Here is a 13,056-nt window from a genome sequence, read left to right as displayed (position 1 = left end):
CATTCGCAGCATCGACATCGATCAACCGAGACATGTCTCGAAGAAGCGTTTGAGTTCCGCTGCCAGCGCTTGCGGCTGCTCTTCGGGAATGTAATGCCCGCAGTCTTGGATCACACCGCCGCTCAGGTCTTCGCAGAGCGGCTTCATCAGTTCATGGATGGTGGGCGCGCTGCCCACATCGCCTCCAAGCGCGAGCACGGGCTTTTTGATCTTGCTGGCAAAGAGCTTCTGGTTCTGCTTCATGTCCTCTTCGACGGCCCGATAATAGCCGAGCATGCCGCGCAGGCCGCCGAGCGACGCATACGCCTTGACGTATTCGTCGATGTCGGCAGGCTCGAACGTGGCCATTGCGTTGGCGGTCTTTTTGTTGAAGAACCATTCGATCAGCACGCGCTCCTTGCCTGCAATGAGCGCTTCAGGCAGGTCGTCCACCGCGTTGAACAGGAAGTGCCAGCTCTTCCAGTTCGAAGGCGCGGTGACCGATACTTCGGGCTTGAGCGTGATGCCGGGGATGTTGCCATCGATGAACACGATGCCGTCGAGCTCGGCCTCATAGCGATGCGCGTACGGATAAGCAATCCACGATCCGATGTCATGGCCCACATAGAAGTGACGCTCGACACCCAGCGACCGCAAGAGACCATTGATGCGCGCGGCGGCGGTCTCGGTGTCGTAGCCGGTGGTGGGCTTGTCCGAGTAACCTTGACCGGGCAAATCGATGGCGATGGTACGGTAGGAATCGGCCAGAAGCGGTTGCACGCGACGCCACGCATAAGCGGTCTGCGGGAAGCCCGCCACGAGCACGACCGTCGGGCCGACGCCACCATCCACCATATGAAAGCGGATGTCTCCGCTTCGCACGAAGCGCCTGGTGAAGGACTTGCCGCCAAGGTCTATCACGCCTGACATGTCGGTTCTCTTTCGAAGTGAAGGTGCGTGTTGTGCATTGTATCGGGCCAAAAAGCCGGCTTCACGATGCACCCACGGAGCGCGCGAGCTGACGCGCCTGCCGGGGATAGTTGTCGTCGACGAACTGCGCGCTGATCAGCCCGGCTTCGAGGTCGGCTGCGATGTCATCGAGCGATCTGCGATCCGGGTTGCCGTATCCGCCGCCGCCCGCGTCGCGAATCTCCACGATACCGCCGTCTGGAATGAGCACGCGCGCCTTGGGATCGGTCTCGACATCGTCCACGAAGATGAGCCGATGCGCGCCGGCGCCCGCGCCTGCAAATCCTTTCGCGGCTATCTTGGTCCGCGACGCCATGAACGATGCCTCGATGGGATGACCCGTGTCGTTCCTGATGGCGAAGATCTGACCGTTGCCGCCTTGAAACTCGCCGGGCCCGCCCGAGTCTCTGAGTATCTCCTTCTTGAGGAACGTGCAGCAAATCTGCTGCTCCCAGAATTCAACCGAGCCGCCGATGATGTTGGCCGGTGCGGGCAAGGCAGGGCGGCCATCGTAACCTGCTAGCGCGCCGTATCCGCCCGCCGAAAAATAGATCGACGAATAGTGCTTTCCCGCGCGCGTCTGGCCGCGAAGATTCATCTGGAACACCATCCCCGAGTCGGCTTGCACGTCGTCGGGGAAGGCCTCGGCCAGCGCATTGAAAATGAGCGGTCCGACGAAATGGCCGAAGACATGCCGCGCACCGGTCGGGTTCGGCCTGAGCGCATTGAGAATGCAGTTGTCGGGCGCCGCTATGGTGACGAAATCGAGTATGGCCTGATTGTTGGGAATGCTGGGCGCGACGAGCACTTTCGTGCAGAAGTAGCAGAACGCGCGTGTATAGCAGATCGGCACGTTGACGCCGCGATTCACCACCGGGTCCGTTCCGGCGAAGTCGTACGCGAAGCCGGAGTCGCTCAACGTGACGGTGACGGAGAGCGAGATGTCGGGGAAGTCCTTTCCGCCTTCGACGGGTATGGTCGCCGCATAACTTCCCTTGGGCATGCGTTCGAGCTTCGCGTTGATCGACTTGCGCGTGAGCGCGAAGATCGCATCGGCGGCGTCGATGGTGGTGGACAGCTTATGCTCCACGAGAATCTTGACGAGCCCTTGCGCGCCGACGTTGCATGCCGCGACATTGCAATAGATGTCGCCCAACACGTAATCGACGGTGCGAACATTGTTTCTGATGAAGTCGAACACGAAGCGATTCTCCACGCCCGCTTCGAAGAGTTTCACGGGCGGAAGCGAAAAGCCTTCCTCGTAGACGTCCTTCGCGACCGAACCCATTCCCACGCCGCCGACATCGGCAAGATGCGAAACGGTCAGGCAGTATCCGGCAATGCGTCCTTCGAAGAACACCGGTTTCACGACGTTGATATCGAACGTATGACCCGTGCCGATCCAGGGATCGTTGGTCACGATGATATCGCCGTCGCGCAGAGCGGCCGCGTCGAACACGTCGAGGATATGAGCAAGCGTGCTGGGGCCGGTTCCCGTAAACGACGGCACACTCGTCGCGCCTTGCGCAATCAGCTTGCCGCGTGCGTCGAAAATCATGCACGAGAAGTCGCCGCTTGCGCGCACCATCGTCGAGAAAGCGGTGCGTTCCATGGCCGAAACCATTTCGTCCGCAACCGAGACGAAACGGGACCAGATGATGCCGGCATCGACCGGGTCCATCTTGACTGTAGCATTCACGACTTGAGCTCCGCGATGAGATCCAGCGTCGATGCAATCCGTGCTTCGGCAAACGCTGGAACGTAGATGGTGGTGTCGTTCTCTTCGATCAGCGCGGGGCCGGAGCGTTTCCAGCCAACCGGCAAGGCGTATCGGTTGAAGACGGGGACTTCGGTCCAGACTTCCGTTGCGCCGTCGCTGATGTAGCAGGACCTGGGTTCCTTCTCCATCCTTGCTGATGGCGTGAGCGCGTCGTAGCTGAAGTCGCGCACGGACTTGAGATGCTCGGGCAAGGAGACTTCGACCACCCACGTGCTGATCTCGATACCGTAGTCCGGAAAGTTCAGGCCGAAGATGTCCTTGTAGGCATCGAGGAATCTGGCGCGAATGTTTGCCGCATTCAGATAACGCCCTTCATCGGATATCTCGACGGTGACTTCCGAGTCTTGTCCTTCGTAGCGCATGCCGAGTTTCACGATGGTCCGCGCGCCGCCATCGACGAGCTGGCTTGCGTATGGTTCGGCCTGCACGAGTCGAGCGACTTCTTGCGCGATGACGTCATCGGTGACATCGGCGAGACTCATTTTTCTCGTTTGCTGCAGGATAATCCCTTCGCTGCTCGCGAACTGACCCATGGCGGAAGCCACGCCCGCGGCGAACGGAAAGATCACGCGCCGGATGGACAGCAGCTGCGCAATAGGCAACGCATGCACGGGCGACGAACCGCCGGTGCAGACCAGCGTGGCGCGCCGGTAGTCGACACCGAGTTCCGCTGCATGCACGCGAAACGCGCGTGCCACGTTTTCGTTGATGATGCGATGAATGCCGATAGCCGCGCGCTCCACCGAGATATCCAGCGGCTCCGCGATGTTCTGCTGAATCGCACGCTTGGCTTCAACCCGGGTGGCGTCGATGCCGCTATTGCGGAAGTTCGCCTCGCCGAGAAAGCCGAGGAAGAGATTCGCATCGGTGACGGTCGCGGCTTGTCCGCCGCGCGCATAGCATGCCGGGCCGGGAACGGCGCCCGCACTCTTCGGTCCGACGGAGATGGCGCCGCGTTCGTCGATCTCGGCGATGCTGCCGCCGCCCGCGCCAATCTCGATCAAGTCGAGCGCGGGAATGATGAGCGGAAAGCCGCTGCCGGCTTCGAATGCGCCCTCGCGCGCCACTTCGAGGCCCGCTTGCACATCGACCTTGCCGGCGATGAGGAACGCGCCCTTGGCGGTCGTGCCGCCCATGTCGTAGGCGAGCACGGTATCGTCCACGGCACCGCTGTCTTGCGGCGCTGGTGCATTACGCGCGGCGATCTCTCTCGCGGCGAGAACGCCTGCCGCGGGACCCGACTCGATCAAACGGACGGGCGCTCTGACGCAGTGACCGATGGGCAACGGCAGCCCGGACGACGTCATCATCAAAAGGCGGCCATTGAAGCCCGCGTCGGCGGCTCTCGTCTCCAGGCGCTTCACGTACTGACTCAGCAACGGCTTGGTGAACGCATTCACGGCGCATGTCATCCAGCGCTCGTACTCGCCCGAACGCGGGGCCACGGCGCTAGATGTGGAAATGACGGCATCGGGGAAGGCTTCTGCAAGCCAGCTTTCCACCAACTGCTCGTTTGCGGGGTTTTGAAAGGCATGCAGAAAACAGATGGCGAAGTTCGTCACGCCCGTTTCATCGACGAGACGGCGCACGTCCGCGATGAGTTCAGCTTGGTCGGGTTGCCGCACGAGATCACCCGTGTAGGCAATGCGTTCACGTACCGATACCTTCAACCGGTGTTTGGTCAGCGGTTTCGGAAAAGCCAGCCTCAAGTTCGATACGTTGTAACGATGCTCACGGCCGGTTTCAAGCGTCGTGCCGAAGCCTTCGGTATGCAACAAAATGAAGTCGTGCCCCTTGCGTTCGATGACGGCGTTGGTGATGACCGTCGTCGCATGCAGGAAGACATCGCAATCCGCGAGGTCCAGTTCCGCATCGCGGCGTAAGTGCTCGAAGCCGGAAAATATCGCTTCTTCCGAGCGTTCGGGCGTGCTCAGGACCTTCGCGGTCGTGACACTTTTCTTCTTGCTGTCCAGCAATACGAAGTCGGTGAACGTGCCACCGATATCGACTGAGATGGCAAACCTAGACGTCATCATATTTTCCATTTATCAGCGAGATACAACAGCGCATGCTCACTTCAAGCCGAGTTGTTCCGGCAACCAAAGCGCGATCTGCGGAAACACGATCAATGCAATGCCGAACAGAATGAGCAGCACGAGATAGGGCAGCGTGGCCTTGGTGATGACGGAGAGCTTCTCTCCCGTGATGCCTTGAATCACGAAGAGATTGAAGCCTATAGGCGGGTGAACCTGAACGATCTCCACCGCGATCACCAGAAAGATGCCGAACCAGATGGCGTTGAATCCGGCTGCGAGAACCATCGGCAGAACAATAGGCAACGTAATGACGATGATCGAAAAGCCTTCGAGAAACGAGCCGAGCAGGATATAGCCGATGAACAGCACGAACAGCAGCGCAACCGGCGACAGGTGCAGTTCCTGCACGAACGTGGCGGCCGCCTGTCCCACGCCGAGAAACGCGGACGCACTGCCGAGAATGGATGCGCCGAGAATGATCAGCGCGATCATGGAACAGGTCTTTACCGCGCCAAGTCCGACTTCCTTCAGCTTTGCAACGCTCAGGTCCTTTTGAAAGCCCGCGATGGCAAGCGCGCCGACCACACCGGCCGCAGCCGCTTCCGATGGCGTGACGAGCCCGCCGTACATGCTGCCGAGAACCGCGCCGATCAATAGCGCGACCGGCGCAAGATGTTTAAGCGATGCAAAGCGCTCGCGCCAAGGCATGGTCGCGAAACTTTCTTCCTCGGGAATCAGGCTCTTGTTCCAGGTGGTGTGAATCATGATCCACGCCATGAAGCACGACGCGAGAAGAATGGCCGGTATCAGTCCTGCGGCGAAGAGCTTGAGCACGGAAACCTGCGCCAGCACGCCATACACGATCATGATGTTCGATGGCGGCACGAGAAAGCCCAACGTACCAGCGCCTGCCAGACTGCCCATGGATATCCGCTTGTCGTAGTTGCGGCGATTGAGCTCCGCAAGCGTGACGCGGCCCACGATCTGCGTCGTCGCCGCCGACGAGCCAGAGATGGCGGCGAAGATCGAGCATCCGATGACATTCGAATGCAGGAGCTTTCCAGGCAGCAAGCTCGCCCACGGTGCGAGTCCCTTGAAGAGCGACGTCGAGATGCGCGTTCGAAACAAGATCTCGCCCATGACGATGAAAAGCGGCAAGGCCAGCAGCTCCTGCGTCGTCATCACGTTCCATGCGTACTGAGCGATCAGCCGGTCGACCGGAATGGACCTGAAAATGAAGAGCACGAGCGACCCGGTAATGGCAAGCGTCAATCCAACCCATATGCCGATGGACAGGCCGCCGAACAGCAGCACGGCCATTGTCGTGAGTATCGTTCCCATGTGTCTCAGCCTTCAATGAATCAGGTTCTTGTCTTCGACAGGCTCGTCCAGAAACAACTGGCCGAGACGGGCGAGTAACTGCAGCGCAAGCAGCATCGCGCCGAACGCGACGAATGCCTTGGGTATCCACAAGGGCGTGCTGCTGGCAAGCGAGCGTTCGTCGGTGAGAAACGCCTGATACGAGAAGTGCGTCATGGCGACCGAGAAGAACGCCGCGAACGCGAAGCCCGCGGCCGCCGATACGCATTCGAGGCCCTTGACGACGCGAGGCGATGCGTTCGACAACAGCACCCTGACGCGGATATGGCCGCCTGCGCGAAGCGTGAGCGCGGCGCCGAACGTGAAGGTCACGGCCATCAGATACGAGCTGTATTCCCATGCGATGGGTATGTCCTTGGGCAACCAGCTCACCACGGTCGACAGCGTCCGCACGACGATGCCGGCAATCATCAAGAGACATAGCAGGCAGAGGCAGAGGGCGCCGAGCCAGCCATCCAGACGGGCGAGCATATCGATGGAGAACAACGCCTTCTGCACGAACGCACGTCCCTTCGAAATCTCGACATGCGCGCTTGTGTCGATGTTTTCCATGGGCATTGACTCCGCTGTGACCGTGGTTTTCGAAGAGCGGATGCGGCTCACTGCTTGCCGACCGCGGTCAGATAGCTTTTGAGGAGTGGCTTGGCGGCGGGCACCGCGTCCTCGAAGGCGGTCCAACTCGGCTTGCCCTTGGCGGCCATGGCGTCGCGCACGGCCGCGGGCGGCGTGTAGATTTCCATGCCCTTCGCCTTGAGGGTCTCGAAGTTCTTGCTGTCTTCCGCTTTTGCCGCGTCCCAGAACACGGGTTCGAGTCGTGCGACGACGTCTTCGATAGCCTTCTGGTTTTTCGCACTGAGCTTGTTCCAGGCGTCGAGATTGACCGACACGCCTTCGAAGTTCGATTGCCAGTTGACGACGTTGCACGCCTTCTGGAAGTCCCAGAACTGGCCATCCACGGCAGACGATGTCGATGTCGACACGCTATTGATGACGCCCGTCGACAGCGCGGGCACGACTTCACCCCAGGGAATCTGCGCCGGCGATGCGCCAAGGCTGCGGAAGAAGTCGCTGCCGTTGCGGTCGGTCGTGCGGATCTTCATGGTCCTGAAGGTGTCCGAGTTCGACAGTTCGACTTTGGAAAAGACGTTCTGGCCGGGCCAGGGAATGGTGAGCAGCAGCTTCTGATTGAACTTCTTGAATTCGGCGTCGTAGTAGGGCTTCGAGACGGAACGGAAGGTCTTCATCTCATCAAAACCGGATACGAGATACGGTACCGACGATGCCCCGAGAATCGGCGAGATGCCGACTTGCTGCGCGAACTGAAACGACCCGATGGGCACGAGTCCATCGCGAATCACGCTCAACATTTCCGGGCCCTTGAAACCGAGTTGCCCGCCCGCGTGAATGTTGATCTTCACTTCGTTGTTGGTGGCGGCGGCCACTTCAGCCGCGAACTTCTCGTCCAGTTTCGTCTGGTAATTGCCCGGCGCATTCGCGGTGGCGAAGTCCCAATCGACGGCAAACGCAGGGGTTTGCAATGTGAATGCGGCGCTCAGCGCGAAGAAAGCACCTAGTCTTTTCAGTCCGTTCATTTGAACCCTCTGCGAAGTGAATGCGGTCGCGGCGTGGGTAGCCGCGTGTTCTCAATCCGCGTTCAGATTAGATTCGCAGGGGGAGGGCTGCCAGTTCAAAAAAAAAATGACATGTTGAATGAAATTCAACGGGGACTTGCGGCTCCCTTGGCTACGACATTCAGACGTTCCCGATGATCGCCACGCGCTGTCCCGCCTTCACGGGCGTGCCAGGCGCCACATGGATATCGGCGACGATGCCCGCGCAGGGCGCGCACACGGCGATCTCCATCTTCATCGATTCGATCACGAACATCACGTCGCCTGCCGCAATGCGCTCGCCCGCCTTCACGCGCACCTGCCAGAGATTGCCCGCGATCTCGCTGTCCACCGCGGTCTGACCGTCTTCGAGCGGCACGGTCTCGCCTTCGGTTACAACCGGAGGCTCGAAGCTCTCCTGTGCTTGTCCCGCTTCACGCCAACGCTCGCGTTCCGCTTGAAACGCGGCTTGCTGACGGGCGCGGAATGCATCGATACCAGCCGCCTCGCGTTTCAGAAACGCCTCGTAGTCGGAGAGAGACAGCTCTGTCTCCTCGATCTTGAGCGGATAACGTCCAAGCGGAAAATGCTCGCGAATATGCAGCAGTTCATCGGCCGGGACTTCGTAGAAGCGGATCTGATCGAAGAAGCGCAAGAGATACGGACGGCCCGCGAAATCGGCAATCGCGCGATAACGGTTCCACATCTGCAACGTGCGCCCGACGAACTGATAGCCGCCCGGACCTTCCATGCCATAGACGCAAAGATACGCGCCGCCGATGCCAACGGAGTTCTCCGCAGTCCATGTACGCGCCGGGTTGTACTTGGTCGTCACCAGCCGATGGCGCGGATCGAGCGGCGTTGCAACTGGCGCGCCGAGATAGACATCGCCCAAGCCCATCACGAGATAGCTTGCGTCGAAGACGATGCGCTTGACGTCATCGATCGATTCGAGGTCGTTGATACGCCGGATGAACTCGAGATTGCTCGGGCACCACGGCGCATCCGGCCGCACGGTGGTCATGTACTTGTCGATGGCCAGGCGGCAAGCGGGATCGTCCCATGACAAAGGCAAATGCACGATGCGCGAAGGCGCGCGCAAGTCCTTTTGCAACAACACGCGTTGCCACGTCTGCGCGACCGTATCGAGCAACGTTGCAAGCGGCAGGCGCTCAGGCTGATAGTGAACCTGCAGCGAGCGGATGCCGGGCGTTAGATCGATCACGCCGGGCAACTCGAGCGCTTCGAGCGATTGCATTAGCGCATGGCCACGAAAGCGCAGGACGAGGTCCAGTTCCGCGGGGCCGAGTTCGAGCAGCAGGTGCGTATCGCCCGACACACGCGCAACCAGCCGGTCGTGATTCGCGCCGATGTGCAGCACGATGGGCGATGTCAACGCGCGTCTTTCATCAGCGCTCGCAGGCAGTGTTTCAAGCGGCTCAAGCGTCTTCAATTCGACGAGACGCGCCCGTGCCGCCGCGCGCGCCTCATCGATCCGCACAGGCACGAAACGCACCTTGTCGCCCGCCTTCAACTGCCCGATCTGCCACAGGTCCGCTTCGATGATCGTCACGGGACACACGAAGCCGCCGAGGCTCGGGCCATCGGGACCAAGAATCACAGGCATGTCGCCAGTGAAGTCGATCGCGCCGACCGCATACGGATTGTCGTGAATGTTCGACGGATGCAGTCCCGCTTCGCCCCCGTCCTCGCGCGTCCATTCGGGTTTCGGTCCGATCAGGCGCACGCCGGTACGGCTCGAATTGAAGTGAATTTCCCATTCGGTGTCGAGAAAGGTCTCGATGTATTGCGGACTGAAGTACTCCGGCGCGCCATGCGGACCATAGATCACGCGCAGTGTGCGAACCGGGTCGAGCGCGGGCGTGAACGAAAGGCGCACGCCATGTGCGCGATCCATCGAGGGATGCAGATGCAGTACATCGCCCGCGCGCAACGCACGTCCGCCGTGGCCGCCGAACTGACCCAGTGTGAACGTGCTGCGGCTGCCGAGGTACTGCGCGACATCGAAGCCGCCACGCACGCACAAATAGGCGCGTGCGCCCGCTCCACGAATGGCACCAAGTGCGAGTGTCGCGCCTGACGGAATGAAGAGCGTCGTGTGCATCGGCTGCTCGATGCCATCGACGGTCACGCTCAACGCCGCGCCCGTGATAGCGATCACCGCGTCCGTATTGAAGCGCAACGTGGGACCGCTCATCGTGATCTCGAGCGCGGACGCATCCGGCGAATTGTCGAGAAGCCGGTTCCCAAGGCGTAACGCTCGATCATCCATTGGGCCCGAGGGCGGAATGCCAACCGCCCAAAACCCGAGTCTGCCGGGAAAGTCCTGAACCGTGGTCTGCGTGCCGCCGCTCACGATCTCGACGGTGCTCGCGCGATACTTGAGCCCTTCGAGACAACGCGTCCACGGCTCGCCCGAAGCGAACGGCGTGTCGTCGATGATCTGCCGCAGATACACGCGATTGGTCTCCACGCCGTAGATGCGCGTGGCGTCGAGTGCTTCGGCGAGCGCGTGGCGCGCGGCTTCGCGTGTCGGTTTCCACGCGATCAGCTTCGCGAGCATCGGATCGAAATAGGGCGGCACTTCGCAGCCGGCTTCGATCCATGTGTCGATGCGCAGCGCGCTGCCATCCGCTTCGGGAAACGCGACCTCGGTCAGCAAGCCAGGACTCGGCTTGAAATCGCGGCCGGGATCTTCGGCGTAGAGCCGCGCCTGAATAGCGTGACCAACCGGCTTCAACGCGGCGCCGAGTTCGTCGAGCGACGCAAGCGTGCCTGCCGCGAGTTCGATCATCCACTGAACGAGATCGACGCCCCAGACTTGCTCGGTCACGCCGTGTTCGACCTGCAGCCGCGTGTTCACTTCGAGAAAATAAAACTGCGCGGCACCGCTGTCGTATACGAACTCGACCGTCCCCGCCGAACGATAAGCCACCGCTCTGGCAAGCCGCAACGCCGCTTCGCACAATGCCTCTGCCATGCCATCGGGCAACGAAGGCGCGGGCGTTTCTTCCAGCACTTTCTGGTTACGCCGCTGCACCGAGCAATCGCGTACACCGAGTGCAAGCGCGTTGCCGCGGCCATCGCCGAAAATCTGCACTTCGAGATGCCGCGCGCGTTCGATGTACTTCTCGATGAACACGCCCGCATCGCTGAAGTTGTTTTGCCCGAGGCGCTTCACCACGTCGAACTGCGCGGCGAGTTCATCGGCAGTCCAGCACACACGCATGCCGATACCGCCGCCGCCCGCCGTGCTTTTCAACATCACCGGATAGCCAATGCGCCCAGCCGCCTGCAACGCGGCTTCGGCGTCTTCGAGAAGGCCGGTGCCTTCGAGCATCGGCACGCCTTGCTCGGCCGCAATGGCGCGAGCCGTATGCTTGAGCCCGAAGGCGCGCAATTGCGCGGGCGTCGGTCCTATGAACGCGATGCCGGCTGCTTCGCACGCCTCCCCGAATAGCGCGTTTTCCGAGAGAAAGCCGTAGCCGGGATGGATGGCCTGCACGTTTTCGCGGCGCGCGATCTCGAGGATCTTCGCGACATCCAGATACGTGGATGAAGCCGCGCCCTGACCGAGCGAATGCGCGATGGGCGCTTCGCTGACGTGGCGGCTCGCGAGATCGGCTTCGCTATAGACCGCGACGCCTGCTATATCGAGCGAACGCAAGGTACGAAGGATGCGGCACGCAATGGCACCGCGATTGGCAATCAGGACTTTGTCGAACATGACAGGGGCGGATGCGTCGGCGGGTCGTCCCGTCGATTGAAAGATGCACGCCGGGGTCGTCCCCGGCAGCGTCCTCAGACTTTCGTTCGATGAGACTTTAGCGAGTCGCACGAACAGGCGCCGAGTCGTCCCGCGCGAATCATCATCACGAGATAGAACCATTCACGCAGGCGGTTCATTCGCATCATTCCCATATCAGTAACTCCGCGGGTGTCGGGTTGTAGGCGTTGCAGGGGTTGTTCAACTGCGGGCAATTGGAGATGAGCACGATGACGTTCATCTCCGCGCGCAGTTCGACGTATTTGCCGGGCGCGGAGATGCCGTCTTCGAACGTGAGTCCGCCATCGGCTGTCACCGGCACGTTCATGAAGAAGTTGATGTTCGGACTCAGGTCGCGTTTGGAAAGCCGTCCGTCGTGCGCGCAGGCGCGTAGGAAGTTGTCGCGGCAGCTATGCATGTAGCGCTTTTCGAGCGCATAACGAACGGTATTGCTCTCCTGAGCGCATGCGCCGCCAAGCGTGTCGTGACGGCCGCATGTATCGGCAACGATGGTCAGCATCGGGTTGCCGAGGTTCGAATACAGCACGGTTCCCGTCGTCAGATAGAGGCTCTTCTGGCGGCGCAGGGTGCGTTGCGGATCGAAACGTTCGCGCGGGTTGTCGAGGCTGTAGAAGAGCGTATCGACAGCCTGATTGCCTTCCATATCGCGAATGCGCAGCGTCTGTCCGGCCTTCAGTTCCTTGAGCCACGGCTCGCCGGCGCCGAGCGTTTCGCGGTGGATCGCATCTTCTGCACGGCGGTCGCTGGCGGTGAGGTAGGTCGTCATGTTTGTCGGTCTCCGCTCAAAGATAAAAGCGCTCGGTGTTGATGAAGCCACGCACGTTTTCCTCGCACGAAGTGCGGCAGAGTTCAGCCACTTCTCGATCCGCATTTGCCAACGAGAGCTTCACGGGTTGCGGCGCATAGTTCGCGTTCGGATCGAGCGGATGCTGAATGGCGGTGAGCACGACGAGCGTGTTCATCGGCGCATAGAGCTCGACGTAATCGCCTGGCTTCGAATTGCCGCTGACGAAGGTAAGCGCCCCCTGGTCCGTCACGTCGACGCGGCTGAAGAGATTCAGCGTCATCAAGAGATCGGAGAGGCCGAGATTCCATTTGCCCATCTCGACGAGCAGGTTGTCCATGCCATTGCGATAAAAGCCGTTACGCAGTTCCTGATAGCGTCCCGCGCCATACTTCTCATGCACTTCCCCGGCATTCGATACCCCGCCGATGCTGTCGTGCCACCCGCATGTATCCGCGACGATGGCGGCAAGCACGCGGCCCATGTCGGAGTAGAGGCAATGGCCCGCGCTTAGTTTGGCCGTGTGCTGGCACTTGAGCGTATCGGGCAGATTCAAGCGTTCGCTTTTTTCGGCGGCGTTGAACATCATGATGCTGACGTTCGCGCCGCCATCGATATCGGTCACGCGCAACGACTGTCCCCGCTTAACGATCAGCGACGCATGTCCGCCGCCGGGAACGGTTTCTTCGAGTAGCAAGTCCATCTTCCTG

9 protein-coding genes are annotated in these 13,056 nt (G+C 60.7%); all 9 read right to left on the bottom strand.

The window, feature by feature from the left end:
* Window positions 1–21: 21 nt before the first annotated feature.
* A complete protein-coding gene (locus LDZ28_RS21960; RefSeq protein WP_244830663.1) occupies window positions 22–909 on the bottom strand; it encodes an alpha/beta fold hydrolase in 888 nt (295 codons plus the stop codon).
* Window positions 910–970: 61 nt separating this feature from the next.
* On the bottom strand, window positions 971–2,647 hold the full coding sequence (locus tag LDZ28_RS21955; protein ID WP_244830661.1) for a hydantoinase B/oxoprolinase family protein: 1,677 nt from the start codon (window positions 2,645–2,647) through the stop codon (window positions 971–973).
* Window positions 2,644–4,764, bottom strand: a complete 2,121-nt coding sequence (locus LDZ28_RS21950; protein WP_244830659.1) for a hydantoinase/oxoprolinase family protein — start codon at window positions 4,762–4,764, stop codon at window positions 2,644–2,646. The genes LDZ28_RS21955 and LDZ28_RS21950 overlap by 4 nt, the downstream gene beginning before the upstream one ends.
* Before the next feature lie 36 nt (window positions 4,765–4,800).
* The gene (locus tag LDZ28_RS21945; RefSeq protein WP_244830657.1) at window positions 4,801–6,105 is read right to left on the bottom strand and encodes a TRAP transporter large permease; all 1,305 of its coding nucleotides are present in this window, start codon (window positions 6,103–6,105) and stop codon (window positions 4,801–4,803) included.
* A 12-nt stretch (window positions 6,106–6,117) separates the two neighbouring features.
* Window positions 6,118–6,696 carry a TRAP transporter small permease subunit gene (locus LDZ28_RS21940; RefSeq protein ID WP_244830655.1) on the bottom strand — a complete coding sequence of 193 codons (579 nt, stop codon included), beginning with the start codon at window positions 6,694–6,696 and terminating at the stop codon, window positions 6,118–6,120.
* Window positions 6,697–6,743: 47 nt separating this feature from the next.
* Window positions 6,744–7,736: a TRAP transporter substrate-binding protein gene (locus LDZ28_RS21935; RefSeq protein ID WP_244830653.1), complete on the bottom strand. Its 993-nt coding sequence runs from the start codon at window positions 7,734–7,736 to the stop codon at window positions 6,744–6,746.
* Window positions 7,737–7,896: 160 nt separating this feature from the next.
* Window positions 7,897–11,502, bottom strand: coding sequence for an urea carboxylase (gene uca, locus LDZ28_RS21930; RefSeq protein WP_244830647.1), 3,606 nt, complete (start codon window positions 11,500–11,502; stop codon window positions 7,897–7,899).
* Window positions 11,503–11,686: 184 nt separating this feature from the next.
* A complete protein-coding gene (locus LDZ28_RS21925) occupies window positions 11,687–12,328 on the bottom strand; it encodes an urea amidolyase associated protein UAAP2 (protein ID WP_244830645.1) in 642 nt (213 codons plus the stop codon).
* A 16-nt stretch (window positions 12,329–12,344) separates the two neighbouring features.
* Window positions 12,345–13,049, bottom strand: a complete 705-nt coding sequence (locus LDZ28_RS21920) for an urea amidolyase associated protein UAAP1 (RefSeq protein WP_244830643.1) — start codon at window positions 13,047–13,049, stop codon at window positions 12,345–12,347.
* Window positions 13,050–13,056 lie beyond the last annotated feature (7 nt).

It is taken from the genome of Caballeronia sp. TF1N1, from assembly GCF_022878925.1.
GTDB lineage: Bacteria > Pseudomonadota > Gammaproteobacteria > Burkholderiales > Burkholderiaceae > Caballeronia.
Note: the sequence above shows the minus strand (reverse complement) of the source record. Positions and strands in the feature narration are given on the sequence as shown.

What these genes read in the sequence shown, in the direction of transcription:
- LDZ28_RS21935 (WP_244830653.1), bottom strand. Translation starts at nt 7,736, where the DNA reads ATGAACGGACTGAAAAGACTAGGTGCTTTCTTCGCGCTGAGCGCCGCA.
- LDZ28_RS21925 (WP_244830645.1), bottom strand. Translation starts at nt 12,328, where the DNA reads ATGACGACCTACCTCACCGCCAGCGACCGCCGTGCAGAAGATGCGATC.
- LDZ28_RS21940 (WP_244830655.1), bottom strand. Translation starts at nt 6,696, where the DNA reads ATGGAAAACATCGACACAAGCGCGCATGTCGAGATTTCGAAGGGACGT.
- LDZ28_RS21945 (WP_244830657.1), bottom strand. Translation starts at nt 6,105, where the DNA reads ATGGGAACGATACTCACGACAATGGCCGTGCTGCTGTTCGGCGGCCTG.
- LDZ28_RS21950 (WP_244830659.1), bottom strand. Translation starts at nt 4,764, where the DNA reads ATGATGACGTCTAGGTTTGCCATCTCAGTCGATATCGGTGGCACGTTC.
- uca (WP_244830647.1), bottom strand. Translation starts at nt 11,502, where the DNA reads ATGTTCGACAAAGTCCTGATTGCCAATCGCGGTGCCATTGCGTGCCGC.
- LDZ28_RS21920 (WP_244830643.1), bottom strand. Translation starts at nt 13,049, where the DNA reads ATGGACTTGCTACTCGAAGAAACCGTTCCCGGCGGCGGACATGCGTCG.
- LDZ28_RS21960 (WP_244830663.1), bottom strand. Translation starts at nt 909, where the DNA reads ATGTCAGGCGTGATAGACCTTGGCGGCAAGTCCTTCACCAGGCGCTTC.